The organism is Enterococcus sp. DIV1059_2 (genome assembly GCF_051713685.1).
Lineage (GTDB): Bacteria > Bacillota > Bacilli > Lactobacillales > Enterococcaceae > Enterococcus_D > Enterococcus_D casseliflavus.
Genome location: NZ_JBIOQK010000001.1, coordinates 113,030 through 136,581, shown reverse-complemented (window position 1 = coordinate 136,581; position 23,552 = coordinate 113,030). Strand labels below are relative to the sequence as shown.

Genomic DNA, 23,552 nt, shown 5'->3' with positions numbered 1-23,552 from the left:
CCCCCATTTTTTTAAAAAATCATGTGATCGATTTGAATCACACTGGCTACTTTTTCACCGATCGTCACGACCCCAACGGCATGTTCTGTCTCTTGATTGCTTAGTTGGATATCGTCTTCGGTGATATCAAGAACTTCAATTACTTCTTCTACGAGGACCCCTTTGGTCTCCTCTTGCTTCTTCATGATCAATATGTTTTTTTCGTAGGCTGGTTCCATGATGGGAATCAATTTTGCCAAACGAATCACCGTTACGACAGACCCCCGCAGATTGATCAACCCTTCCACCCACTCTGGTGCTAAGGGCACCTTCGTAAAAGAAGGGGCATCAATGACCTCGTCCACCGAGTCCGCCGAGATCAAATAGTACTGCTGAGCCATTTTGAAAAGAATCATCTGCATGTCGCTATCCTCCTAGGCATTAGGCAAAGGCTTTGTCGATGGCAGTGATTACGCGGTCCGTGTCAAAGGGCTTCACGATAAAGTCCACCGCACCGGCGCGAATCGCATCCATCACCATTCCTTGTTGTCCCATGGCACTGCACATTACGACTTTGGCCTGCGCATCAAACGTGCGGATCATTTTTAATGCCTCTAAGCCATCCACTTCTGGCATCGTGATATCCATGGTCACTAAGTCTGGTGTCGTTGCTTGGTATTTTTCAAAAGCCTCTTGGCCATTTTGGGCTTCCCCCACGACTTCATAGCCGTTTTTTTCTAAAATATCCTTTAATTTCATGCGCATAAATACCGCATCATCCACGATCAATACTTTTTTTGACATTGTATTTGCCCCTTTCAAATTCCTAATGAATCAAATATGTTTTCTAGTACACCGATTTCTGGAATCAAAAATAACGATGCCTCTAATGTTTCTTTGGCGTAGACGAACTCATTACGGATCACCATCACCTGCTCATCATACTGGGCCATCGCCAAATAGATGGAGCTGATCGCTGCGCCAAAGAAATCATAGCTGGCGCTTGGTAAAGACGCACTCAGCTGGGTTTCCAACAGTTGCCCGATCGCGATCAAAAAAGAATTGGTAAGGATGTTGGTCAACTCGTTGATGACCGATTGCTTCAATTCTTCAGACGGATCGCTTTCTTGGATCATCAACTGACGCAATTTTGCGGCGGATTCATCCGTTAAGACAAACAAGAAGATCCCTCGAAATGCCCCTTCGATCTGGCTCATCACCACATGAACTTCTTTGTCTTCCGCCATGATCTGCTGATACAGGTCCTCATACGCTAGAATCTCGACTTCCGGTACCCGCATATCGATTGGTTGTTGGACGAGCTTTGATAAACTAGTCGCAGCGTGACCACCGCCGATATTGATCAGTTCTTTTAGGCCATCGATTTGCAGCGCTGTATAAATCATAAGCGGTCATCCTTTTTTTCCTGACAGATGGCATGAATGTCTAGGATCAGTGCGATCGAGCCGTTGCCCATAATCGTTGCTCCTTGATAGCGATTCAGCTTTTGCAGCAGCGGATCGATTTTCTTGATGACGATTTCTTGCTGGCCGATCAGCTCATCTGCCAAAATGCCGTGAAATTGCTGGTCATTGTTGACGATGATGGCGAATTTTTTCTCAGATGGATCGCCTTCGATCGCTAAGAGTTGATCGGTCCGAACCAAGGGAATCAACTCCTCTTGAAAACGATAGACCTCATCTGAGACCGTCTGGATGATCTCTTCTTCTTTGACCATCACCACGCGTTCGACGAGATTTAATGGGATCGCAAAGGTTTCTGCTCCGACGCGAACCATTAACGCTTGAATGATCGACAGAGTCAATGGCAATTTGATCACAAACTGCGTGCCTTTATTTGGCTGGCTCTTCATTTCGATCGTGCCCCCTAGTTGGGTGATCTTGGATTGCACGGCATCCATCCCGACACCGCGCCCAGAAATGTTAGTCACTTCTTGTGCCGTTGAAAAACCAGGATGGAAAATCAGCTGCTGCAACGCTTCATCGGAAAGACCTTCCGTTGCTAAGCCTTTCTTTTCAGCACTTGCTTTGATTACTTGCGGATCAAGGCCTTTGCCATCATCCTCTAAAGTAATGATCACGCGATTGCCTTCTTGATAGGCCGCCAAGCGAATCGTGCCCTTGCGCGGTTTGCCCAGTTTTTCCCGAACATCGGGTGCTTCGATGCCGTGATCGACAGAATTACGTAACAGATGGACCAGAGGTTCGCTCAATTCAGAAACCACTGTTTTATCCAATTCCGTTTCTTCCCCAAAAATGACAAGTTCCATTTCCTTTTGCAGTTCATTGGATAAGTCCCGAACCATTCGTGGAAAGCGACTAAAGACGACATTGACTTGCTGCATGCGGATCCGCAAGACCAAATCTTGCAGCTCAGAGGTCAATCGCGAGACTTGCTCTAAGGGGTCTTTGACTGCTTCGATGTTTTCCCGCTCACTGACATCTTCCAATTGATTGCGATAGACCACCAATTCGGACACGAGATCCAAGAATGAATCTAAGCGATTCAAGTCGACTCGGATCGATTGATTTTGGGCGGACGCATGATGCGCGGGCGCCGGCGATTTTTCTTTCGTTTCTGTTGTCGCTTGCTGAAGAGCAGAAGTCTCTGACTCTGGGGTCGGCACTGGTTGAAGCAGCTCTTCTGCCTCCTCCAACACAGCAGCTGAAGGATCAAACGGTGCCACCACGAAGGCTTCGATCTCACTGTTGCTGGCGATGTTTTGCTCGACATCAGCCAGTGTTTGCTGCGTCAAATACAGCAGTGAAAAATCTGATTCAAAGGTGCCTTCTTCGAGTGTTTGGGCATCTGGTTCTGTATAGAGAACATCCCCTGCTTGGCCAAGCTTTTCCATGATCAAGAAGGCACGAGCACCTTTTAACATGGATTGGGCATCTAAGCGAACAGCAATTTGGACCGCTTGATAGCCATCTCCAGCCGCTTGCTCGATCACATACAGATCAGAAGGATCGATCTGTTGAAGCTGTGGGGTTAACGCGCCCACTGCGGTGGGGTTTTGGCTTGCTTCTGTCTCGGTTGATATACCGCCAGAATGTTCCGTTTGGTCAAGTTCGGCCAATAAATCGGCAATTTGAGCTGGCTGCAGGTCGCGTTCTTCCCGCAAGTCCTCCACAAGTTCTGACAGGCGATCCAGACATTTGAAAATCAATGAGATCGATTGCTGGGTCACTTGCAAGGTCCCAGTTTTAAATAACTCAAAAATATTTTCCATTTTATGGGTCAGCTGCGTCATGACGTCATAGCCCATCGTTGCCGCCATCCCTTTAAGGGTATGGGCAGAACGGAAAATATCATTCAGCAAGGCGCTATCTTTTGGATCGTTTTCCAATTGCAAGACATGATCATTCAACTGTGCTAAATGATCGTCTGTTTCTTCAAAGAAAAGGGTACGATAGACACTATTGTCATCCAAATGGGTCCCTCCTTTACAAAATTATACTTTTTGATAGATAAACGAATCGATTTTCTTAAGGCCGAATTGTTCCGCGAAATTGATCGTTTCTGTCGCTCCCGTAAACAAAATGCCCCCTGGGACCAATGCATCGCTGAATTTTTGATAGACGGCATCCCGAGCATCACTTTTGAAATAAATCGTCACATTGCGGCAAACGATCACATCAAAAGGCCCATTGTACGGGTCTTTCAAAAGATCGTGTTGCTTAAAATGAACCCGCCGTTTGATTTCTGGTTTGATCTGAAATTGGTTCTTTTCTTTTGCATCAAAAAAACGGGTACGTTCTGCCGCTGAGACATTCCGCAATTCGTGGTCTCGATAGAGTCCTTGCTTGGCTTTTGCCAAAATTTGCGTATCGATATCGGTAGCCAAGACATTGGCTGCGGCAATTTGGTTTTTTTCTAGCAGCATCGCGATCGTATAGGGTTCTGCCCCAATCGAACATGCGGCACTCCAAATTTTGGGCAGCGTGGTTTTCGGGAGAACAATGGTTTTCAAGACGCGTTCAAAGGCGTCAAACAGTTCTTTGTTGCGATAAAATTCCGTTACGTTAATGGTGATATGGGCTAAAAAAGCCGCCCGCACCCCGTCATCGCCTTCGATCAATTGCTGATATTCTCTCAACGTTTTTGCCCCGCTGTTTTCCATGATCGTAAGGATGCGGCGCTGCATTTGATTTTCTTTGTATGCGGCTAAGGGAATCCCTAATCGGCGATCCACCCACGCATTAAATAAGGCAAATTCTTCTTCCATATTCTTCACCTGACCATCTGTGCAATTTTTGCTTCAATGCCCTGCAATGGCAGGACTTCATCCACGACTCCTTGTTCAATGGCATACCGCGGCATCCCAAAGACTGTACACGTTTCTTTGTCTTGAACGATCGTATAGCCCCCAGCCGCTTGGATCTGTCGTAAGCCAGCGGTGCCGTCTTTTCCCATCCCCGTCAAAACCACTGCCGCTAGTTGCGGGCCATAGTAGTCAGCTGCTGAGGAAAAAAGATAATCGACGGTTGGCCGCGTCCCATGCCGTTTTTCTCGCTGGTCCAGCTGCAGGTGCCCTTGTTGGACCGTCATGTGGTAATCCCCTGGACAAAGATACACTTGATTTTCGATCCGCATGCCGTCGACTGCTTCTTGTACTCGGACGGTTGTCTCTGTGTCTAAGCGTTTTGCAAAGGAAGCCGTGAATCCCGCTGGCATATGCTGAACGATCAAAATCGGGCAACGCAAACGTGCAGGCAGACGGCGAATAATTCCCAGCAAAGCACGGGGGCCGCCTGTTGAAGCACCAATGACTAGCGCATCAAGTGATACCGGCAAGCTGTTTTGTGTCAGCTTAGTGGGCTGGGCAATCGTTGGTACTGGCGGGTGAACCGTACCGACTTCATGATCCATCGCCAAAATCTTTTGATGAAATTCAGCGATCCATTCTTTTTCGATCATCGATAGACTGACGGGTTTTTCCACAAAATCTCGGGCGCCAAGCGCCAAAGCCTCAATCGTGGTTTCTTGATTGGTTAATGAACTAAGCATGATGACGGGAATGGCTGATTGCTGTTTCATCCTCCGCAAGGTCTCTAATCCGTTCATCACTGGCATCTCCACATCCATTACTACCAAATCGATCGCTTCTTTGGTCAGATAGTCCAATGCTTGTTTGCCATTGCGGGCAGCGACGGACACCTCGATATCAGGCAGCTGATTCAATAAATCTGTCACTACTTTCCGCATGAATGCCGAATCATCGACGATCATTACTTTTTTCATGTCCCTGTACTCCTTTTACAAATAAACGATTTCTTGTTTGACTTGCCGAACCATGGTCTTGAAATCCTGAAGATCCACGATCATCGTTCGACCAGCGCTGCCGCCAACATGTTTGGCTACGATCGGAATGTTTAGCCGAGCCAAGACTTCCTCGACGGCTTCAATATTGCGCTGACCAATATTGCTGGCAGCGTTAAGCGTCTGGAACTGAAACATATTGGCGCCGCCAACGATTTTCGCTTGAAAGCGAGGCCGACGGATCTTTTGTTCCAGCTCAGCCACCATCGCTGGCAATGCCAAGTCCGCAAACTTCTCGGGCTTGATTTCCCGCTTGTGCAAAAAAGGCTGACTATCTGGCAGCATAATATGACTCAAGCCGCCGATATGACTGGCTTCATCGTAAATGATCGTGCCGATGCAAGAACCTAAACCCACCGTGATCAAACGCGTCGGCGCTTGGGCGATCTTATACTCCGAGATCCCCACATGCAGTTCCTCATTCACGGTCATCATTGTCATGGTCATTGACGGCTGCCAATTCCTCTGTCTGATAGGCGTCTAACTCCGCCGTCATCTCAGCGGCTTGTTCATAGCTGAAGAGAAACGGCAGCTCCAATGCCAGCACAAGTTCATCGTCTTTTTTCAGAAAGGCTTCGATATAGTTTTGCTTGAGTCCTGATGTATTTAGTTCCGCATTGCTAGGACTTTCAACGAGCGGTAAAATGCCGACGATCTCTTCCACGTAAAGGCCGATCGCCTGCTCTTGCCAGTGACACAACAAGACCACATTTTGCCCAGTTTCCGGTGTAAATTCATCAAACAGCTTTTTGCGGATGTCAATGATCGGCACCATTGCCTCTTCAAAAGGCTGGATCCCCAGCACGAAATCCGCCACTTCCGGCAGCTGGGTAAAAGAAGCAGCCTCAATGACCCGTACCACATAGTCGATACGCAAGGCAAAGAGTTGTTGATGACTTTTAAATACAACGTATTGTTCCATTGGCGTCACTGCTCCTTTTTAGAATTTGAAACTATCCACTTGGAATTTAAGGATAGTGGCGATCGTTTCGATCTCTTGCACATTCCGTTCAAAGTCTTCGATGACTAAGTAGAAGTCTTCTAAGTTTGCCGTTACTTCTTGGGTGCCGGCAGAGGTTTCCGAAACAGCAGCCGAAATGTTGCTGACGGAAACTTGAACCATGTCTTTTTTCTCAACGATCCCGGTAATATGGGCTTCCACGGCTTGAATACTTGAAACCAATTTTTCGACAATATCAGAGATCTCATTGGCTGACTCGATCGCTTTGTTGATATTGTTGGTTTGTTTTTCGCCGCTTTCAAAGGAATCCGTCACTGCAGAGACCACTTTTTCCGATTTTTTGCGGATCGTTTCAATGATCGAACGAATGCTTTTCGTTGATTGACTGCTTTGTTCCGCCAAGCTGCGGACTTCTTCCGCAACGATGGCAAACCCTCGGCCCGCTTCTCCAGCTCGAGCTGCTTCAATGGATGCATTCAATGCCAGTAAGTTGGTCTGATCAGAAATGTCATTGATCAGCTGAACGATCTTACCGATGCTTTGGACATCTTCGTTCATGTCGTTCATGCTTTCTACTAATTCTGCTTGGTTTTGCCGTTCGATCTCCCAGCTTTCAAACACATGGAACATCATTTCTGAATTGTGGACATTGCTGCTTTGGGATTGACCGACATAGCCGTTCATCAATTCGATCTCTTTGTGGATCTCTTCGATACTTAAGGCTAGCTCGTCCATATCAAAGGAGGTTTGTTCCGCTTCGGAGGCTTGTGAACTAGTGGCATCTGCGATGGCATTCATCGTCTGACGCACATTTTCAATTGAATTTTTGGCATTTTTTGAGGTTGTCGTTAGGCCGCCTACCATTTTTTCCATTCGGCTGCTTTCTTCGTGCATGCCAACGATCACCGCTTTGAAGGTGTTTAAAACCCCTTGAAAACGATTTTGAACTTGCCCAAAAAGAGAAGTCTGGTCGCTGCTGCCGATCTCATCGATATGCGACAGATCGCCAGAACCGACTGCTTCTAGTTCTGTCAATAACGTATCCATGCCCGAGTGGGTCTCTTTTTTTACCAAATAGGTCATTCCTACTAACACTGCGATTTCTAGCAGCAGTACGATTACTGAAAAAATAAAAAAACTTTTTGCTGCTTGTCCGTCTCCGTGGGTGCGGATCACGAAGAAATAGCATCCTAATAATACGATCAGGGTAAATCCTAGCGGAATCAACGCCGCCAAGCGGATTTTTTTGATGATAGCTTGTACCTTCTTCTTCATAACAGTATCCTTTCCTATGCAAAATGATCAGTCGTGCTGTTTATCAAGATTCGCTCTTCACTTGATAATCGTTGGGTCACTCCTTCTTTATCCGATTATGAAAACAATCTTCTAGTTCTTTAATCGGATCTTTTGCTAGAAAAGTTAAGCATCTTCACCAGACATATGTATCTTTTGGATCAGCAAAGCGCGTATAGCCGCCTTGATATTCATCACGAACCAAGCGACCGTTTTGCAGCTCGACTACCCGATTACGGACCGTATTGACCATCGTGCTGTCGTGGGTCGCCAAGAGGATCGTGGCACCGACTTGATTGATCCGCAAGAGCAGTTTCATGACTTCGACGGCTGATTTGGCATCTAGATTGGCGGTGGGCTCATCGGCGATCAAGACTGCTGGCTCTGTGACGATCGCCCGCGCAATCGCTACTTTTTTGCGCTGTCCCACGGAAAGCTCTTCAGGATAGTGATCCTTTTGAGGAAACATGCCCACCAGTTGCAGTGCTTTGGCGGTTTTTTCCTGACGCAGCTTGCGGGGAGTGCCTAGTACTTGCAGCGCATAATCGACGTTTTTGGCAACCGTCAGATAAGGAAGCAAAAGGTCTTCTTGTCCGACGATACCGACTTGTCGTCGAACCATATAGAGATGACGGTCTTTGAGTTGTTCCAACAAGACATTGCCGACTTGGATAGAACCAGCCGAAAGCTCTTCTTCTTTCAAGAGTAATTTGAATAAGGTCGATTTGCCCGCACCGCTGGGACCCACCACATAGATAAATTCTCCTTGAGGGATCGCAACAGAAATATCGGCCAATGCCAACGTGCCATTGCTGAATTTTTTACTGACCTTGGTTAAGCGAATCATGTTCTTTCTCCTCTAATCTGTAAAACGATTGATCACGGACCACATCTCATCGGCTGTCTGCATGGCTTTCGTGTTCAATCCATACGCACGCTGGGTCGTTAACAAGTCTGTCATGGAAGTCGCTAGATCCACCGTCGACTGTTCTAACTGTCCTTGCAAGACGCTGCCAAAGGCTGCTGGATTGGTTTGCGAAGTAAGCAACGCTTGATCACCGGCACGATACAGTTGGTTGCCCACTGGCGTGATGTTTTCTGTATTCGTCGGCTGATAAAGGGTCAGCTGTCCCAACACGCGAGTCTGACCATTTTCTTCCGTCGTCAGCTGACCGCTGGCATCTATTGCGATTTGCTGCGCATCTGGCCACTGAGGGGTCGGTACGTTTGTGGTCATTGCCACAGGGTACCCTTCACTATTGACTAATTGCTTGTTCTCACTTAAATGAAAATTGCCTGCTCGACTCAGCAGCAATTGACCAGTTTGGTCCCGGACCCCGAAAAAGCCATTGCCTTGGATCGCGAGATCTAATGGCTGAGTGGTGCCCGCCAGATTGCCTTGGGCAAAACTGGTAGTCGTAGTCGCTTTTGCCCCCATTGACGCACCATATTGGGCGGCGTTGCCATTAAATAGCGTTTCTTCTGCACCGATGGCATTTTCCATCAATGCTTGAAAATGGGTCGTTTGTGCTTGGTAGCCATTGGTATTGACGTTGGCGATGTTGTTGGCTGTCGTGTCTAAGTTTGTTTGCAAATGATTCAACCCAGAACGGCTGATTCCTAATAATCCACTGATATTCATTGACTCATCCTCAAATCTTTCCTAATTCGTTGACCGCTTTTTGCAATGTCTGATTCATTGAACTCAAGGCTTTCTGATTGGCTTCAAATTCGCGAGAAGTCTGGATCATCGCCACCATTTCATCGGCAACCGCTACATTGGCTTGTTCTAAGGCACCTTGCTGGATCACGGGTGCATTCACCGTGGTTCCTGCTGCGTTGCTAGTCACATAGTTTTGACCAGCTGTAGTCAATGCTTCTGGGGGAAATGTTTGGATCTGAAAGTTCGCTGGTCCCAAGGCGCTGACTGCTTGTCCATTGGCACCCAAGACAAGATAGCCTTCTTGTGTCACGTATTGATTCTGCTGATTGACGGTAAAGTCGCCATTTCTCGTATACAACCGCTGCCCCGCATTGTTTTGAACGACAAAGTAGCCTTCGGAAAGCAGTGCAAAATCGCTGGCTTGTCCCGTCTGTTTGACGGCGCCTTGGTCTTGACTGATGGTACTGCCTGCCAATTGGGTCCCTAAAGACAATCCACCGATATCACGGCGGGTATCCGCATTGGGCCCGCTTTGGTAATTATGCAATGCGACTTCATCTAGCGCCGACTGGAACAAAGTTTTTGCTTGATACCCTGTTGTATTGACATTGGCAATATTGCCGCTCGTCGTCTCTTGTCGCTTTTGTAATAATGAAATGTTCCGTGATAAGACATCCAATCCTCGAATCATGCCAGTTCCTCCTCAATCAATGTGCGCAATTTGGCAATCGTTTTGCCATGAATTTGTGAAACTCGCGGAATCGAGACTTCTAAGATTTCAGCGATTTCTTTTAACGTCAGTTCTTCGGTATAGTACAAACTTAAAATCAATTGTTCCCGTTCCCCTAATTTTTTGATGCACGCCACCAAGGCGGTGCGTTTTTCTTCAGCGACCAAGGTCTCTTCGACATTTTCGGCTGGATCCCGAACCATATCTTTTAAGGTCATGCCTTCTTCTTGGTAAGCAAACAAGGTATCTTCCAAAGAGACGCTGGCTAAGTAGTGCAGACTCTCATAAATATCCGCTAGTTGACTTTGGTTGATTCCCAGCTGTTTGCAGATCTCGGTGTCGGTCGCTTCTCTTTTGAGGCTTTGCTCCAACTCTTGCCGTGCTTGATAAAACTGATTGACTGCCGCCATTTTGTATCGGGAGATTTTGGCGTGCTTGCGTACTTCATCAATAATTGCCCCTTTGATGCGAATCGCTGCATAGCTTTCAAAAGGAACTTTTTTTGAGGGATCGAATTTCCGCAAGGCATCCATCAGCCCAATCACCCCAATATTGTAGAGATCGCCTGATTCATAATCGGCGGTTTTGATAGACAGGCGCTGAACCACCCGTTCCACTAGCGGCAGATACTTGATGATCTCCGCTTCTCGATCGACTTCATACATCGGCGATGCCCCTTCCTAAGAAAATTCTGCTTAAATGTCAATACTGCCCACCGTCTCGATCGCAATTTCATTGGGAATCTCATTCAGAGAAAGAACGGCGATATCTGGAAAATTAAAAACGATCATTTTTTTGAATGCTAACCGGATCTTAGGCGATGCTAAAATGACGAAATTGATATTTTGAGCAATCGCCGCATGTTGGATCCCACTGATGGAATCCAACAGCTTGGTCACGGTATCTGGTTTTAAGACCGGGTACGAGCCAGTTGCGGTTTTTTGGATACTTTGAGCGATGATTTCTTCTAGTTTCGGCTGGATCACCGCCACTTGCAGCTCGTGGTTCTCATTGGCATACTTGGCAGCGATCGTCCGTTTCAATGCTTGGCGGACATATTCTGTCAAAACTTCTACGTCTTTCGTGACAACGCCGTAATCGGCTAACGTTTCTAAGATCGTTGCTAAGTCATTGATGGGAATTTGCTCATCCAATAAATTTTGTAAAACTTTTTGGACCTCGCCGAGCCGTAAAATATCGGGGATCAATTCATCGATCACGACATTGTACTGTTCTTTGATGCCCTCCAATAATTTCTTGACTTCTTGGCGACCTAACAGCTCTGGTGCATGGGCATAGATGATTTCTTTTAAGTGTGTTGCGATCACGGTCAACGGCTCGATAATCGTAAACCCTTGCAGATCCGCCATCTCCTTATCGGATTCATCGATCCACATAGCATCCAGATGAAAGGCTGGTTCTTTTGTTGCGATTCCTTGAAAAGGAAACGGCTCTTCATTCGGACTGATCACCATGACTTTATTCGGGTAAATATCGCCGCGGCCGACTTCGTTGCCGCGGATCTTGATCACGTAATCGTTGGCATCCAAATAGAGATTGTCGCGAATACGAACGGGACTGACTAAGATCCCTAATTCTCTAGCACTCTGTTTACGGATCGCCACGATGCGGTTCATCAAACTGTTGTCGATCGAACTATCCACGATAGGGATCAGACCATAACCGATTTCCACTGAGATTGGTTCCACTTGGAAGGAAGCCACGGAATCGTCTTCTTCCTGTGCTTCTTTTTTGCGTTCCAGTGCCAATTTTTGTTCCCATTGTTTTTGTTCCACTCGCTGCTTTTCTTCTTTTTGCGTCACCAGAAAGCTGGCTGCGAAAAGGCCTAAGCCAATCAACACAAAAGGCACAAAAGGAAACCCAGGAACTAAGGCTAAGACGAAGAGAATCGCCCCCACGATCCGAAACAGTTGGGGATTACGCATCACATCTGCCGCAATATCTAAACCAAAGGAACTATCGTTATCAGAACGAGTCACGATCACCCCAGAAGCAATCGAAATCAATAAAGAGGGAATCGAGCTGACCAAGCCATCCCCGATCGCCAGTTTCCCGAATTGGGCGAAGGCTTCCATGACGGTCATTTGTCCCCCCATGGAGAAAATGATCGCCCCGCCGACTAAATTGATGACAGTGATCAAGATCCCTGCGATCGCATCCCCTTTGACAAACTTGCTGGCACCATCCATCGAACCAAAGAAATCAGCTTCTCGCTGCAGATCTTTTCGTCGTTTGCGGGCATCCGCTTCCGTGATCAAACCGGCATTTAGGTCGGAATCGATCGCCATTTGCTTGCCGGGCATCGCATCTAATGTGAAGCGAGCAGTCACTTCTGAGACACGCCCTGCACCATTGGTCACGACGACTAGCTGAACCACCATGATGATCACGAACAAAATGATCCCCACGATGTAATTGCTGCCGGCAACGACATTGGCGAAGGCATCGATCACGTGTCCGCCATTTCCTTGGGTCAAGATCAACCGCGTGGAAGATAGGTTCAAACCTAAACGAAACATCGTTGTGATCAGCAGCAAGGTTGGAAACGTAGTGAATTCCAACACTGATTTGGTAAACAGGGTGATCAGTAAAATGTTGATCGCGATCGTCAAATTGATAATGATCAGAATATCTAATAGTGCACTCGGTAATGGAATAATAATCAAACCAATAATAGCTAGGACGATCACCGAGATTAAGATATCCGCCAGACCAATGCCTTTTTTCGGTTTTGAGGCAGCCTCATTCATTTTTGTTCCTCCTGTTTCCTTAAATCTTGCCGCGTTGGCTTTCTTCTAACTGATAGACCAAAGCGATGATTTCGGCAATGGCTTCATACATCTCAACCGGGATCAGATCCCCGGGTTCTACTTGGCGATAAAGGGCTCGTGCCACTTCACGGTTTTCGATCTGTGGAATATTTTCTTTCAGTGCTTCTGCTTTCATCCGCTGCGCCAGCTGATCTGCCCCTTTGGCCAGGACCCGCGGCACCCCTTCACTGCTGGCATCGTAACGAATCGCAATGGCGAAATGGGTCGGATTGGTGATCAAAACCGTCGCTTCTTTGACGTTGGCGATGGCATTTTGGGTCATCGCACGGTACTTCGCTTTGCGCTGTGCTTTGACTTGCGGATCACCTTCCATTTGCTTGAACTCTTCTTTGACTTCCTGCTTGCTCATCATCAAGTTCTTACGATGGCTATAGCGTTGGTAGCCGTAGTCGACTACGGCCAAAACGATCAAGAAAATCGAGATCTGTAAAAACAATTCTTTGGCCCGCAGCAGCATGAACAGGATCGTTTTTTCCAACCCGACTTCACTCAAACCCAGTAAAACAGGGACGGCGGCTAAAAATTGTTGGTAGCACAAGTAGACGATCACGCCGAATTTCGCCAATGTTTTGCCTAAATTCATCAACGAGCGCAAACTGAATTGCTGCTTGATCCCGCTGATGGGGTTCAGCTTTTTAAAGTCTGGTTTGACGGCCTTGCCAGAAAACAACAGACCAACTTGGGCATAATTCGTGATAAGCCCGACTCCGAGCGCGACCAGAAAGACGGGCGCACACAACAAAAGCAACAGCAAGATACTCTGCACCCCCAGTTTCGGCAGATCCGCCAAACTGGTTTGATAATCAGCCAGCTGCGCCAAACTTCGGGAAAAATAAGGCAAAAAAGAAGCTGCGAAAAACTGCCATAAAGACAGGATCAAAAACGAGAAGACCAATAGCGAAACAGCTGCTGCTAATTCCTGGGTCTTAGGGACCTCCCCGCGTTTGCGGGCATCCCGCAGCCGCTTGGCACTAGGTAGTTCGGTTTTGCCATCTTTTTCTGCCATCTTCTCACCTCCTGCTGGCTACCTGTTACTTTATTGAAAGGACTCGATAAACTCCTGCAAATAGCGGACCGTATCTGGCAAGTGTTTGCCTAAGTACGAAAGAACATTGGGTAGTAGCAAGAGAAACACCACAAAACTGATGGCGGTTTTCATCGAAAGACTCATCATCAAAATATTGATCTGGGGAATCGACCGAGAAATCACACCTAGCACCAGGTCCACCAACAGCAGCGCAATGATCATTGGTGCCGCAAGATTGACTGCCATCACCATCATTTGGCTGAAAAGTTTGACGATGCCTTCAACCGTCGTTCCTTGGATCACCACAGAGCCTAAGGGCACGATCCGAAAAGACAACAGCAATGCTGTGATCAGTCGATGATGCAGATCAAGTCCAAAAAACACAGCGATCGTCAGCCAATAGTACGTTTTGCCATACTGGGAAGAGGCGATTTGCAACGTCGGATCATAGGCTTGCGCCATCGAAAAGCCTACTTGAAAGTCGATCAGTTGACCCGCAATTTCCACACCAGTAAAGACCAGCTGACTCAAATAGCCCATCGCCATCCCAAACAGTACTTCCTTGATGACGAAAACCGTCAGCATAAAGAGGGAAAGCTCGGGAATCGCAGGTGCCGTTGGCAGACATAGGACCGTCAAGGCCATGCCGATCACGATTTTTGCCAGTGACGGAAAATTTTGCTGTGAGAAGATCGGACAAAGGACGACAAACGCCAATATTCGACAAAAAATCAACACCGTCGCTTGAATCGGCGCCATCAGGTTTCCTCCTTACATTGCCGCAATCATCTTGAAGATCATTTTGGTAAAATTCAACAAGAGATTCAGCATAAAATTCCCCGCCAAGATCAAGGTCAAAAAAATCGCTAATAGTTTCGGCACAAAGCTCAACGTTTGTTCTTGGATTTGGGTAGTGGCTTGAAAAATACTGATCACCAATCCAACGAGCATGCCGACCAATAAGGCAGGGCCAGATATCGCTAAAATTCGAAGAAAGGCTTCCCTTAGCACATCAAGTACCATTTCTACTGTCATTTCCTCTTGGCTCCTTTCTTAGCGGCTATTGAAAGCTCTTGATCAGCGACTCCACGATCAGATACCAGCCATCCACTAAAACAAATAGTAAGATCTTGAAGGGCAGTGAGATCATGATCGGCGACAGCATCATCATCCCCATCGACATCAAGATACTGGAGACGACCAGATCAATGATCAAAAAGGGGATAAAAATCAAAAAGCCGATACTGAAAGCCGTTCGTAACTCACTGATAATAAACGCCGGTACCATAACGGTCAGAGGAACATCGTCAGAAGAATGATACTTTTCGGTCTCCCCATCAGCTTCCGCAAACAAGGCAATGTCTTTTTCCCGTGTCTGTACCATCATAAAGGCCTTGATCCGTTTTTCTGAGCGGTCAAAGGCTTCGGCTTGGCTGATCTCTTGTCGATCAAACGGTTCAATCGCTTGCTGGTAGACGTCGGTATACACAGGTTTCATAATAAAAAATGTCAAGAATAAGGCCAACCCGATCAACACTTGATTGGGCGGGTTTTGCTGTGTACCTAACGAACTGCGCACAAAGGACAAGACCATGATGATACGAGTAAAAGAAGTCATCATGATCAGCAAGACTGGTAAAAGGGAAAGCAGCGTCAGCAACAAGAAAGTATTGATCGTATCACTTGAGCCATTCCCATTCGACAATAAATTGTTGATGGTGGAACTGACGTCTTCCGTGTCTAGCGCAAATGCCGTCTGCGGAAGCATCAGACTGCTGAAAAGGACCGCAGCCATGATCTTGATATCTCTGCCTTTGATCTTCATTTTTGCTTGCCTCGTTTACCAGCAATTTCCGCCTTGGCTTTGTTGAACCATTCAGAAAAGTCTTTGCCAGCTTGCACTTGGGTGCTTTCTAGACTTTGCTGTAAAAAAGCGGCCGTTTCTTCTGGCGTCAACTCTTTGATGATTTGGTTTTGCTGTTCAGAAAAGCTCATGACATAACATTTGTCCATGATTTGGACGATCCCGATCGAAGACGACTTGCTGACGGCGATTTTTTGCAAAATACGCAGCTGGTGATTGTGCTGGTTCGTGTAACGATTCAAATATTTCAAACTGATGTTGATCAAATAAAGAATAAGCAGCAAAAACCCAATCATTTTGACCAGCGATAAAAATGTTTCCATCAACATGCCTCTTTCTATTGGATCACTAAATCCGTCACATAAACATCCTTGGCGATTTCTGATCCGTATTCCTGATTAATTGTTTCTTTCAATGCTTTTTTTAAATTCGGTACACTTTCGGCGGAGCTCAAAATACCGCTGGCCTTTTGTTGGCGCAATAAGTTCACGACGCTGTCACGAATGACGGCCACATTTTTCGTGGCTTCCGCGCTTTTTTCCTCATCCGCCACTAAAATCGATAAATTGACCTTCATGTATTGCTGCTCTTGGTTGTCTTCTTTGGCCAGATTGACTAAAAATTCATCCAATGCCACGATCGCTTCGTCTGAGGAGATTTTGCTGCTGTCTTTTGCTGTTTCAGCAGCTGCTGTTTTTTCCCCCGTCAAAAAGTGATTCGTCACTAAGGTCCCGCCGATACTGCCGCCGACTACCACGATCAAGAGGATCGGCAGTAAAACAACCATACTCAAGCCTTTTTTCTCTTTTTCTGCTTTTGGTGCTTTTTCTTCTTTTGCCATCTTTCCCACCCTTACGTTTTCACTTGGTTCGAATGGATCACCGTATGATACTCGATCACCCGCTGCGCAACTTCTTGCGCAGCTTCCGTCACCACTAATGTTTTGCCGTCTGTCAGTGTGATCAATGTATCCGGCATTTCTTCGATCCGATAAATCAATGTTGGATTTAAATAGAATGGCTTGCCATTCAATGCTGTCACTAGAATCATGGTCAAACTCCTCTCAATGATGAAGCGTCACGTTCTTAACGTTTTAGATTCAATAATTCTTGCAGCATTTCATCAGAAGTCGTAATACTTCTTGAATTTGCTTGATAGGCACGGCTCGCAATGATCATTTCGGTAAATTCTGTCGAAAGATCGACATTGGACATTTCCAAGGCACCTGCTTGCAGCGTTCCTGCGCCATTGTTGCCAGGTCCTGCAACGATCGGATTCCCTGAGTTGCTGGTTTGGATATAGTTGTTGCCGCCGACTTTTTCTAAGCCTTCTGGGTTATTGAAGGTTGCGACACCGACTTTTCCCATCACAAAGGTTTGATTGCCGTATTTTGCCAACACTAAGCCATTGGCATCGATCGCCATGGAGTTATAGGTCAAGGTTTCCCCATTGACGGTCAGTGTGCTTGGGATCGACAAGGGAGATACCGCATCTTGTCCGCTCAATGCCGTGTTTTCATCAAAGTTGTCATCATAGACAACTGGTTGACCGCCATTGACTGAACGACCTAGGACTTGCATCCCATCACTATTGGTCAAGGTTCCGTTGCTGTCGCGCACGAATGCGCCATCTCGTGTGTAATAGGTTTCGCCATTTGCTCCTGGTCCTTGTACCATAAAGTAGCCCTGTCCGCTGATATAAAAATCCATGCTGCGACCTGTCGATTGCGGGGCACCGACTGTATTGATAGTATCGATGGAGCCCGTCTGAACCCCTAAACCGATCTGCGTTGCGTTGATCCCGCCTAAGCCATTGCCTGGCGCAGTTGCGTTAGACATCGTTTGGCTCATCATGTCTTGGAAAAGTACTCGACTTGATTTGAATCCAACCGTATTGACGTTGGCGATATTATTGGAAACCACGTCCATTTTCGTTTGAAGATTTTTCATTCCACTAACACCTGAATATAATGATCGTAACATGCTTGTTTTCCTCCTTATGGTTGGCGTATTTTCCTCTGTCATTCAGAAAATACTTGCAGCCCCTTTTCAGTCCAGCTGCTATTTGATAAATGTGGCGCTGTCAATATTGGTGACGGTGTGAAGCTCATTCATCCCCATCGCCGTAATGATGGTTCGTGAATGGACATCGGCGATCAAGCCCATATCTTTGTACACGAGCAGTGATTCTTTGCTGCCTTTTTCCGCTAGCTCACTAAGCGCCGTTGAAAGGGATTGATAATCATCGTCTTGTAAGGTCAATTCTCTTGCGGTCAAACGCTTTTGCGCATGATGCGAGACTTTGATGTCGCTTTGTTTTAGTTCAAGCATTGCAGAAAAGGCTTGTTTGTCCACGCCTTTGCGGGGATGTTGATAAGGCTCCCCGGCAACTTTTTGCAGCCCCTGTTGAATCGTCAAACTCATTTTGCTTCGCCGCCAATCTCTTGGATCGCACTCATACTGTATTCTTTGCCATTTACGACGATCGTGGCGTAGCCATTGGCAAAGCGGACTTTTTCGATGGTTCCTGACAATGTTTCTGTGCCGTCCATCAGAGTGACTTGTTTATTGATCAAGCTAAAAGCTTGCTGCTGTTGCTGTAAAATCACCGAGGTCGTCAATGTTTCGCTCAATTCATTCAAGCTCTCTAAGGTCGTAAATTGAACCAGTTGCGAGATATAGTCGGTGCTACCACCACCAGAAGAATCGCTGCCTCCCATCGATGGGTTGCTCATAGATGCGGCTAAGATCTTCAAAAAATCATCCATGGAGATATCTGAAGATTTTTTTGTTTGCGTTAATGCCGATGTATTGGCAATACCGGCCGCAGCTGCTGTAATTTCATCTGCCATAGGTCTCCTCCTTTACACTAAAATACTGATCGCATGATCGATCGGTGCTAATTGCGGCTCTTCCTCAGCCGTATTGCTTTGATGAAATGGCTTTTTGCTTTGTCCTTTTTGAGCCTGTAAAAACCGCTGTTGGCTTAACTGACTGTCACTTGCCATCATACTGCCGGCAAAGGATTGATTTGCCAGCGGACTAGCCTGCTGGACAGAAGCTAACGTAGGTTCTTTGATCGCTAGGATCGGCTGCTCTTGCTTTTGCAAAACTTGCTCTAGCTCATGCTTGATGGACAGCAATAATTCTTTGGCTTGTGGCTGCTGAACGGTCAGTTCTAAGCGGCTGCCTTGGGCATTCGTTTCTAGGGAAAGCTGGATCGTGCCTAATTTTTCGGGAACGAATTGCAGCGTGATTTTTTTCTCGCTTGCCGTGCTGCTCGTTTGGACGAGTTGGGCAGTCGCTTTTGCTAAGGGCAGGACCGCTTGCTCCATACTCGCTTTTGTTGGCGTTAGTCCTTGCTTGGTCAAAAGGGGAGAAACATCAAGCAGCTGCAGTGCTGGTGCCGCTATTTCATTGTCGGTTGCTGCTGAAGAAGCAATGGCTTGTGCAGAAACAGCTTCCGCTTTTTTGGCGACTGTTTCATTCGTGCGTTGCAAGGTGCTAGTCGTATCCGTCGCTTGGTTGGTCACTGGCGACACTTGATTTAATGGTCCCGTTTGGCCCAATTGCGCGGTCCCTTCGGTGGACTGTTTCAGCTGTGTTTCTGTCGTTTGTGCAATCGCGGCTTGTGTTACTGAATCGACTTCCTTGATTTCCTTGAAAGGAGCGATTTCTTTTGCCGTGGTCTGCTCCTCGCCTACTAAGTCTTCTGGCAAAGGTGTTTCAAGCGTTGTTGCTGCGGCTTCACTTCTGTCATTTGTCATCAAAGCTAGACCTTCAAGCGCAGGCTCGGAGGGGTTGATGACTGTGGTGGCTACGTCTATTGGTGCTGGAAAAGCTGCTGAAACACTGTCGAGAGAAGCTGCTGTGGCGCTCGTTTGGTTCTGCTCCGTCGTTGCCATTGATGCCTGTGGCGCTTCTTGAACCAAGCCTGCAAAAGGTGCCTGGCTGATCTGGCTCATTCCTGGCGCTTGTGTCGTTGCAGGTTGTTCGACTGCTGGAGTGATTTCTGGCTCCTGCGGCAGATGTTCCATACTGCTGGCAATCCCCATTTCTGGTGCGGTGGCGGTTTGCTCCGTCATACCTGATGGTTCGAAGGATGCTGGCAGATTGCTTGCTGTCTGTTCTGTCAGCTGTTGCATCAGCAAACTGAAGACTTCTGGTGACGCCTCCGTCTTTTTTGATTTGCTACCGATAGGTACAGCGGTTGCGGCACTTGTTGTGATCTCTTTCATTGTTCACCTCCTCTCAGCTGATGCTTTGAAACCAAGGTCGTCTCATCACTAAAACCATTAGTGCTTTAAGAAAATAAGGCGCGATTGCCGAACTCATCCAATTGTTTTTGCTCTTCCAATTGCTGTTCATAGGTGTATTCAGCAAATTGTTTTTCTCGCAGCTTTTCCACGATCTTGCGTTCCTGCTGCGCTTCTACCACCACCGATAAAGACTCTGCCAATTCTTGCTTCACGTGAAACATTTTGTTCTGAACCTCATCGATGGTGGCATTCAACGCAAGCAAATAGCGTTGTTGCACTTGCATCCGCCCAATGGTCATCTCATTGACATCAAAAAGCTGGGCTTTTTCCTGTGTCAGCGTATTCAGGTGCTGTTCTTGCTGAATCAACAACTGTTGTTTTTGGGCGTAAGCGCGTTTGGCTTCTTGCTCAATGGTTTTTCGGTGATCCAATACTTTTTCTAAGGAAAAGTGAAATGCTTGCATAGCTGCTCCTTTATGATCTGTTTTACATGGTCGAACGCTGGCGCTCGATCAGCGCTTCTTCACTGAACAAATGCGCCAGTTCAAAAATCGTTTGTTCAAATGGGATCCGCTCATCCACTTTTTGCTGTAAAAACCGCAGGATGGGGTGATGCAGCGCGATCGCTTGGTCGGTCAACGCATTGCTGCCGCTTTTGTAGGCACCGATATCGATCAAATCCTTGGCCTCTGCATAAACGGCCATGTTTTCTTTTAGTTCCCCCGCATGTTTATGCTGTTCCTCAGAAACAAGGGTCTTCATCAAGCGGCTGAGGCTGTTTTGAATATCGATGGCAGGATAATGATTTTGAGCGGCGATTTTTCGGGACAACAGAATATGTCCATCAAGAATTCCCCGCACCGCATCAGCGATCGGTTCATTCATGTCATCCCCTTCTACCAAGACAGTATAAAAGGCCGTGATCGAGCCTTTGTCCGACATCCCACTGCGTTCTAACAACTTCGGTAAAGCTGTAAACACAGAAGGGGTATAACCTTTGGTCGTCGGCGGCTCGCCTGTCGATAGACCGATCTCCCGCTGCGCCATCGCAAAACGGGTCACCGAATCCATCATCAATACGACTTTCTTCCCTTGATCACGGTAATACTCAGCGATCGCTGTTGCCACATGAGCCCCTTTTAATCGTACGAGGGGCGGCATATCGGAGGTAGCACAGACAACGACCGACTTGCGGTAACCTTCTGGGCCTAGATCATTTTCAATAAATTCTTTGACTTCTCGTCCCCGCTCGCCGATCAAGCCGATCACGATGACATCGGCTTCGCAATAACGAGCCAACATCCCCAATAAAGTACTCTTACCGACCCCGCTGCCGGCAAAAATGCCGATCCGTTGGCCAAGGCCGACGGTCAAAAGACCATCGATCGCCCGGACACCTGTCGGCATTATCTCAGCGATTTTTTGACGGCGAAAGGGGTCAGGAGAATCTTGACTAACTGGATATTCTGGCGCACTTTCCAGCTCCAGCGCCATATCTAACGGTCGCCCTAGTCCATCTAAGGTGTGCCCTAGCAACGTATCATCGATTTTTACCGTCAATGATTTGCCAGTTGGCCGCACCAAACAGCCCGGTCCGATGCCTTCTAGCTGATCAAGGGGCATCAGGAGCACGGTTTTTTTCACAAAGCCTACGACTTCGGCTAAGGCTGTATGTGTCTTGTTTTGCAATGCGACTTCACAGATTTCCCCTATGAAAACCGCCAGCCCTTCGACTTTGATCAGCAGACCTACGACTTCGCTGACTTTGCCGTAGGTGGTAAAAAACGGCTGTGCTTGCGCCGTTTTGCGCAGCGCTGTGATCGGTAATTCAAACGTCATTCCTTCACACTGCTTTCTAGAAATTGGCTCAAAAAGCGAGCGATTTCTTTCCTCAATTCAAAAACCACCAAGGCATTTTCAGATTCGATACAAAAATCGTGTTCCGCCAAGCTGTCATCTGCCATGAGTAAATAGCGAAACCCGCTGATCGTCTGCTTTTTGGTTTCCAACAATTCTCGCACCCCTGCAAGATGCTGCTCTTGGCTGCGAACAGTCACAAATTGATCGGGTTGTTCAAATTGCCATAGCACAGACTCCACAAAAGGCAGGAAGCCTGCTTGCTCGTCTGTAAAACGTTGATTGATCAAGGCTTCAGCGATTGCCGTGCCATAAGCGATCATCTCTTGCTTTTTCTCTGAGCGAAAGGCGTTGATCTCAGAGACGGCTTCAGCGACATTGGCTTGGGCTTGGGCCATCAATGCTTGCGCGGCTTCTTTGCTGGCATTGAGTCCTTCTTGATAGCCTTGTTGAAAGCCGTCTGCTTGTCCTGCTTGAAAGCCTTCCGTTCTCGCTTCTGCTAGAATTTGCGCCGCTTGTTCTTGTGCATCGGTCAAAATCTGCTGCTTCAAGGCTTCCATTTGCTGCAGATGCCGTTCCTGCTCCAACTGGCGTGCACGTCTAGCCGCTTGCAGTTCTGGGTCTAAGCTTGGTTTCTCAATCGGCGCTTTGATGGTCGTATCCGTCAAAATACTGCGCGCAGCTTCGGTCGTTTTGACCGCCTGCTGCTTCAATAAACTGCTATTTGACCACTGCATCTTGGTCGCCCCTTCCGATGTAGATCTCACCGGTTTCATCTAGCCGTCGAATCACAGCCACCACACTTTGTTGGGCTTCTTCTACAGCAGATAAGCGGGTAGGACCCATAAATTGAATTTCTTCTTGCAGATTTTCCACCGCCCGTGATGAGAGGTTGGAGAAAATAAAGTTCTTGATGTCATCGGTCGTGCCTTTAAGCGCTAAGACTAACACATCGTTTTGAACATCTCGCAAGACTTTTTGAACATCCAAGCGATCGAGGGTCACGATATCCTCGAAAGTAAACAAGCTGGATTTCACTTCGTTGGAGAGTTCTGGTTGCCGCTTTTCTAAGTCGTTCAAAATGTTCTTTTCGGTGCTGCGGCTGACTGAGTTCAAGATCTCAACCAGAGTATGCACACCACCGACATTTTCCGTATCGTTCTCAATGTAATTCGAGAATTTGTTCTCGATCACTTTTTCGATCCGTTCGATCACCAAAGGCGACGTACTGGAGATCGTCCCGATCCGTTCAGCGATCTCCACTTGCAAATGATCGGGAAACTGCGACAAGACGCTGGCCGCTTTGTCCGGCTGCATGTAGCACAAAATCAACGCTACCGTTTGCGGATGTTCACCGATCAACAGATTGGTCAACTGTTGAACATCGGCTTTGCGAGCGATATTAAAGGGCCGTTCCCGCAGCTGAATCTGAGTCAATACGTCAATGACTTCTTTGGCTTTTTGAGGGCCTAATGCTTGGTTCAGCAAATTTTTGGCATAATCGATCCCGCCGTCTAAGACATATTTGCGAGCCGTTGCGGTATGAGAAAATTCCTCCAACACTTGATCCCGCTCTTCGGGACTGACAAAGTCGATATTGGCGATCTCATAGCTCACCTTTTGTATAAATGATTCTGGCAGCAGCTTCATGATCTTTGCAGAGGTATCTGATCCTAGAGAGATCAGAAGAATCGCTGCTTTTTTTACCCCGTCTATTGTATCCAT

Annotated in this window: 29 protein-coding genes; all 29 read right to left on the bottom strand. The window is 47.2% G+C overall.

What is annotated here, in order from left to right; genetic code table 11:
- Positions 1 to 11: 11 nt before the first annotated feature.
- Positions 12 to 401, bottom strand: coding sequence for a chemotaxis protein CheW (locus IGI72_RS00660; protein ID WP_005226635.1), 390 nt, complete (start codon positions 399 to 401; stop codon positions 12 to 14).
- Between the two features lie 19 nt (positions 402 to 420).
- The gene (locus tag IGI72_RS00655) at positions 421 to 783 is read right to left on the bottom strand and encodes a response regulator (protein WP_003129084.1); all 363 of its coding nucleotides are present in this window, start codon (positions 781 to 783) and stop codon (positions 421 to 423) included.
- A gap of 14 nt (positions 784 to 797) precedes the next feature.
- Complete coding sequence (locus IGI72_RS00650; protein ID WP_434230791.1) at positions 798 to 1,385, bottom strand: chemotaxis protein CheC; 588 nt, start codon at positions 1,383 to 1,385, stop codon at positions 798 to 800.
- Complete coding sequence (locus IGI72_RS00645; protein ID WP_010748546.1) at positions 1,382 to 3,433, bottom strand: chemotaxis protein CheA; 2,052 nt, start codon at positions 3,431 to 3,433, stop codon at positions 1,382 to 1,384. The genes IGI72_RS00650 and IGI72_RS00645 overlap by 4 nt, the downstream gene beginning before the upstream one ends.
- A gap of 21 nt (positions 3,434 to 3,454) precedes the next feature.
- Positions 3,455 to 4,228, bottom strand: coding sequence for a CheR family methyltransferase (locus tag IGI72_RS00640; protein WP_005226631.1), 774 nt, complete (start codon positions 4,226 to 4,228; stop codon positions 3,455 to 3,457).
- A 5-nt stretch (positions 4,229 to 4,233) separates the two neighbouring features.
- Positions 4,234 to 5,244, bottom strand: a complete 1,011-nt coding sequence (cheB, locus tag IGI72_RS00635; protein ID WP_438752668.1) for a chemotaxis-specific protein-glutamate methyltransferase CheB — start codon at positions 5,242 to 5,244, stop codon at positions 4,234 to 4,236.
- Positions 5,245 to 5,259: 15 nt separating this feature from the next.
- On the bottom strand, positions 5,260 to 5,769 hold the full coding sequence (locus IGI72_RS00630) for a chemotaxis protein CheD (protein WP_005226629.1): 510 nt from the start codon (positions 5,767 to 5,769) through the stop codon (positions 5,260 to 5,262).
- On the bottom strand, positions 5,741 to 6,244 hold the full coding sequence (locus tag IGI72_RS00625; RefSeq protein ID WP_074535612.1) for a chemotaxis protein CheW: 504 nt from the start codon (positions 6,242 to 6,244) through the stop codon (positions 5,741 to 5,743). The genes IGI72_RS00630 and IGI72_RS00625 overlap by 29 nt, the downstream gene beginning before the upstream one ends.
- An 18-nt stretch (positions 6,245 to 6,262) precedes the next feature.
- Positions 6,263 to 7,558, bottom strand: coding sequence for a methyl-accepting chemotaxis protein (locus tag IGI72_RS00620; protein WP_005226627.1), 1,296 nt, complete (start codon positions 7,556 to 7,558; stop codon positions 6,263 to 6,265).
- A 154-nt stretch (positions 7,559 to 7,712) separates the two neighbouring features.
- Positions 7,713 to 8,423 carry a cell division ATP-binding protein FtsE gene (locus IGI72_RS00615; RefSeq protein ID WP_005226626.1) on the bottom strand — a complete coding sequence of 237 codons (711 nt, stop codon included), beginning with the start codon at positions 8,421 to 8,423 and terminating at the stop codon, positions 7,713 to 7,715.
- Between the two features lie 12 nt (positions 8,424 to 8,435).
- Positions 8,436 to 9,218, bottom strand: coding sequence for a flagellar hook-basal body protein (locus tag IGI72_RS00610; RefSeq protein WP_015508738.1), 783 nt, complete (start codon positions 9,216 to 9,218; stop codon positions 8,436 to 8,438).
- Positions 9,219 to 9,228: 10 nt separating this feature from the next.
- Positions 9,229 to 9,930, bottom strand: a complete 702-nt coding sequence (locus tag IGI72_RS00605; protein WP_438752665.1) for a flagellar hook-basal body protein — start codon at positions 9,928 to 9,930, stop codon at positions 9,229 to 9,231.
- Positions 9,927 to 10,634 carry a sigma-70 family RNA polymerase sigma factor gene (locus IGI72_RS00600; protein WP_005226623.1) on the bottom strand — a complete coding sequence of 236 codons (708 nt, stop codon included), beginning with the start codon at positions 10,632 to 10,634 and terminating at the stop codon, positions 9,927 to 9,929. The genes IGI72_RS00605 and IGI72_RS00600 overlap by 4 nt, the downstream gene beginning before the upstream one ends.
- Positions 10,635 to 10,664: 30 nt before the next feature.
- Positions 10,665 to 12,740 carry a flagellar biosynthesis protein FlhA gene (gene flhA / locus IGI72_RS00595; RefSeq protein WP_005232779.1) on the bottom strand — a complete coding sequence of 692 codons (2,076 nt, stop codon included), beginning with the start codon at positions 12,738 to 12,740 and terminating at the stop codon, positions 10,665 to 10,667.
- A gap of 19 nt (positions 12,741 to 12,759) precedes the next feature.
- Positions 12,760 to 13,827, bottom strand: coding sequence for an EscU/YscU/HrcU family type III secretion system export apparatus switch protein (locus tag IGI72_RS00590; RefSeq protein WP_016609019.1), 1,068 nt, complete (start codon positions 13,825 to 13,827; stop codon positions 12,760 to 12,762).
- Positions 13,828 to 13,857: 30 nt separating this feature from the next.
- Positions 13,858 to 14,607 carry a flagellar biosynthetic protein FliR gene (gene fliR, locus IGI72_RS00585; protein ID WP_005232781.1) on the bottom strand — a complete coding sequence of 250 codons (750 nt, stop codon included), beginning with the start codon at positions 14,605 to 14,607 and terminating at the stop codon, positions 13,858 to 13,860.
- 12 nt (positions 14,608 to 14,619) lie between these two features.
- Complete coding sequence (fliQ, locus tag IGI72_RS00580; protein WP_005226613.1) at positions 14,620 to 14,883, bottom strand: flagellar biosynthesis protein FliQ; 264 nt, start codon at positions 14,881 to 14,883, stop codon at positions 14,620 to 14,622.
- A 25-nt stretch (positions 14,884 to 14,908) separates the two neighbouring features.
- Complete coding sequence (fliP, locus tag IGI72_RS00575) at positions 14,909 to 15,673, bottom strand: flagellar type III secretion system pore protein FliP (protein WP_005232783.1); 765 nt, start codon at positions 15,671 to 15,673, stop codon at positions 14,909 to 14,911.
- On the bottom strand, positions 15,670 to 16,035 hold the full coding sequence (locus tag IGI72_RS00570; RefSeq protein WP_284591529.1) for a flagellar biosynthetic protein FliO: 366 nt from the start codon (positions 16,033 to 16,035) through the stop codon (positions 15,670 to 15,672). The genes fliP and IGI72_RS00570 overlap by 4 nt, the downstream gene beginning before the upstream one ends.
- A gap of 14 nt (positions 16,036 to 16,049) precedes the next feature.
- The gene (locus tag IGI72_RS00565; RefSeq protein ID WP_005472968.1) at positions 16,050 to 16,553 is read right to left on the bottom strand and encodes a flagellar basal body-associated FliL family protein; all 504 of its coding nucleotides are present in this window, start codon (positions 16,551 to 16,553) and stop codon (positions 16,050 to 16,052) included.
- A gap of 11 nt (positions 16,554 to 16,564) precedes the next feature.
- A complete protein-coding gene (locus IGI72_RS00560) occupies positions 16,565 to 16,762 on the bottom strand; it encodes a flagellar FlbD family protein (protein ID WP_005226609.1) in 198 nt (65 codons plus the stop codon).
- A 35-nt stretch (positions 16,763 to 16,797) separates the two neighbouring features.
- Positions 16,798 to 17,694 (bottom strand): flagellar hook-basal body complex protein, encoded by an 897-nt coding sequence (locus tag IGI72_RS00555; protein ID WP_010748537.1) that lies wholly within the window; start codon positions 17,692 to 17,694, stop codon positions 16,798 to 16,800.
- 78 nt (positions 17,695 to 17,772) lie between these two features.
- Complete coding sequence (locus IGI72_RS00550; RefSeq protein ID WP_438752662.1) at positions 17,773 to 18,135, bottom strand: flagellar protein; 363 nt, start codon at positions 18,133 to 18,135, stop codon at positions 17,773 to 17,775.
- The gene (locus IGI72_RS00545; RefSeq protein ID WP_003129052.1) at positions 18,132 to 18,563 is read right to left on the bottom strand and encodes a flagellar hook capping FlgD N-terminal domain-containing protein; all 432 of its coding nucleotides are present in this window, start codon (positions 18,561 to 18,563) and stop codon (positions 18,132 to 18,134) included. Before IGI72_RS00545 ends, IGI72_RS00550 begins: the two co-directional genes overlap by 4 nt.
- 12 nt (positions 18,564 to 18,575) lie before the next feature.
- The gene (locus IGI72_RS00540) at positions 18,576 to 19,949 is read right to left on the bottom strand and encodes a flagellar hook-length control protein FliK (RefSeq protein ID WP_438752660.1); all 1,374 of its coding nucleotides are present in this window, start codon (positions 19,947 to 19,949) and stop codon (positions 18,576 to 18,578) included.
- 65 nt (positions 19,950 to 20,014) lie between these two features.
- On the bottom strand, positions 20,015 to 20,434 hold the full coding sequence (gene fliJ / locus IGI72_RS00535) for a flagellar export protein FliJ (RefSeq protein ID WP_005226592.1): 420 nt from the start codon (positions 20,432 to 20,434) through the stop codon (positions 20,015 to 20,017).
- 22 nt (positions 20,435 to 20,456) lie between these two features.
- Positions 20,457 to 21,809 (bottom strand): flagellar protein export ATPase FliI, encoded by a 1,353-nt coding sequence (fliI, locus tag IGI72_RS00530; RefSeq protein ID WP_005226590.1) that lies wholly within the window; start codon positions 21,807 to 21,809, stop codon positions 20,457 to 20,459.
- Positions 21,806 to 22,564: a hypothetical protein gene (locus IGI72_RS00525; RefSeq protein ID WP_121260394.1), complete on the bottom strand. Its 759-nt coding sequence runs from the start codon at positions 22,562 to 22,564 to the stop codon at positions 21,806 to 21,808. The genes fliI and IGI72_RS00525 overlap by 4 nt, the downstream gene beginning before the upstream one ends.
- Entirely contained in the window at positions 22,548 to 23,552 is a 1,005-nt protein-coding gene (gene fliG, locus IGI72_RS00520; RefSeq protein WP_005226586.1) for a flagellar motor switch protein FliG, read from the bottom strand. Before fliG ends, IGI72_RS00525 begins: the two co-directional genes overlap by 17 nt.

Excerpts from the sequence above, each read along its gene's own strand:
- IGI72_RS00620 (WP_005226627.1), bottom strand. The coding sequence starts at position 7,558 with ATGAAGAAGAAGGTACAAGCTATCATCAAAAAAATCCGCTTGGCGGCG.
- fliP (WP_005232783.1), bottom strand. The coding sequence starts at position 15,673 with ATGAAGATCAAAGGCAGAGATATCAAGATCATGGCTGCGGTCCTTTTC.
- IGI72_RS00630 (WP_005226629.1), bottom strand. The coding sequence starts at position 5,769 with ATGACCATGACAATGATGACCGTGAATGAGGAACTGCATGTGGGGATC.
- IGI72_RS00625 (WP_074535612.1), bottom strand. The coding sequence starts at position 6,244 with ATGGAACAATACGTTGTATTTAAAAGTCATCAACAACTCTTTGCCTTG.
- IGI72_RS00570 (WP_284591529.1), bottom strand. The coding sequence starts at position 16,035 with ATGGAAACATTTTTATCGCTGGTCAAAATGATTGGGTTTTTGCTGCTT.
- IGI72_RS00615 (WP_005226626.1), bottom strand. The coding sequence starts at position 8,423 with ATGATTCGCTTAACCAAGGTCAGTAAAAAATTCAGCAATGGCACGTTG.
- IGI72_RS00660 (WP_005226635.1), bottom strand. The coding sequence starts at position 401 with ATGCAGATGATTCTTTTCAAAATGGCTCAGCAGTACTATTTGATCTCG.
- fliQ (WP_005226613.1), bottom strand. The coding sequence starts at position 14,883 with ATGACAGTAGAAATGGTACTTGATGTGCTAAGGGAAGCCTTTCTTCGA.
- IGI72_RS00525 (WP_121260394.1), bottom strand. The coding sequence starts at position 22,564 with ATGCAGTGGTCAAATAGCAGTTTATTGAAGCAGCAGGCGGTCAAAACG.
- IGI72_RS00540 (WP_438752660.1), bottom strand. The coding sequence starts at position 19,949 with ATGAAAGAGATCACAACAAGTGCCGCAACCGCTGTACCTATCGGTAGC.
- fliJ (WP_005226592.1), bottom strand. The coding sequence starts at position 20,434 with ATGCAAGCATTTCACTTTTCCTTAGAAAAAGTATTGGATCACCGAAAA.
- IGI72_RS00605 (WP_438752665.1), bottom strand. The coding sequence starts at position 9,930 with ATGATTCGAGGATTGGATGTCTTATCACGGAACATTTCATTATTACAA.
- IGI72_RS00550 (WP_438752662.1), bottom strand. The coding sequence starts at position 18,135 with ATGAGTTTGACGATTCAACAGGGGCTGCAAAAAGTTGCCGGGGAGCCT.
- fliI (WP_005226590.1), bottom strand. The coding sequence starts at position 21,809 with ATGACGTTTGAATTACCGATCACAGCGCTGCGCAAAACGGCGCAAGCA.
- IGI72_RS00655 (WP_003129084.1), bottom strand. The coding sequence starts at position 783 with ATGTCAAAAAAAGTATTGATCGTGGATGATGCGGTATTTATGCGCATG.
- IGI72_RS00650 (WP_434230791.1), bottom strand. The coding sequence starts at position 1,385 with ATGATTTATACAGCGCTGCAAATCGATGGCCTAAAAGAACTGATCAAT.
- IGI72_RS00640 (WP_005226631.1), bottom strand. The coding sequence starts at position 4,228 with ATGGAAGAAGAATTTGCCTTATTTAATGCGTGGGTGGATCGCCGATTA.
- fliR (WP_005232781.1), bottom strand. The coding sequence starts at position 14,607 with ATGGCGCCGATTCAAGCGACGGTGTTGATTTTTTGTCGAATATTGGCG.
- cheB (WP_438752668.1), bottom strand. The coding sequence starts at position 5,244 with ATGAAAAAAGTAATGATCGTCGATGATTCGGCATTCATGCGGAAAGTA.
- IGI72_RS00610 (WP_015508738.1), bottom strand. The coding sequence starts at position 9,218 with ATGAATATCAGTGGATTATTAGGAATCAGCCGTTCTGGGTTGAATCAT.
- IGI72_RS00555 (WP_010748537.1), bottom strand. The coding sequence starts at position 17,694 with ATGTTACGATCATTATATTCAGGTGTTAGTGGAATGAAAAATCTTCAA.
- fliG (WP_005226586.1), bottom strand. The coding sequence starts at position 23,552 with ATGGATACAATAGACGGGGTAAAAAAAGCAGCGATTCTTCTGATCTCT.
- IGI72_RS00560 (WP_005226609.1), bottom strand. The coding sequence starts at position 16,762 with ATGATTCTAGTGACAGCATTGAATGGCAAGCCATTCTATTTAAATCCA.
- IGI72_RS00565 (WP_005472968.1), bottom strand. The coding sequence starts at position 16,553 with ATGGCAAAAGAAGAAAAAGCACCAAAAGCAGAAAAAGAGAAAAAAGGC.
- IGI72_RS00590 (WP_016609019.1), bottom strand. The coding sequence starts at position 13,827 with ATGGCAGAAAAAGATGGCAAAACCGAACTACCTAGTGCCAAGCGGCTG.
- flhA (WP_005232779.1), bottom strand. The coding sequence starts at position 12,740 with ATGAATGAGGCTGCCTCAAAACCGAAAAAAGGCATTGGTCTGGCGGAT.
- IGI72_RS00600 (WP_005226623.1), bottom strand. The coding sequence starts at position 10,634 with ATGTATGAAGTCGATCGAGAAGCGGAGATCATCAAGTATCTGCCGCTA.
- IGI72_RS00545 (WP_003129052.1), bottom strand. The coding sequence starts at position 18,563 with ATGGCAGATGAAATTACAGCAGCTGCGGCCGGTATTGCCAATACATCG.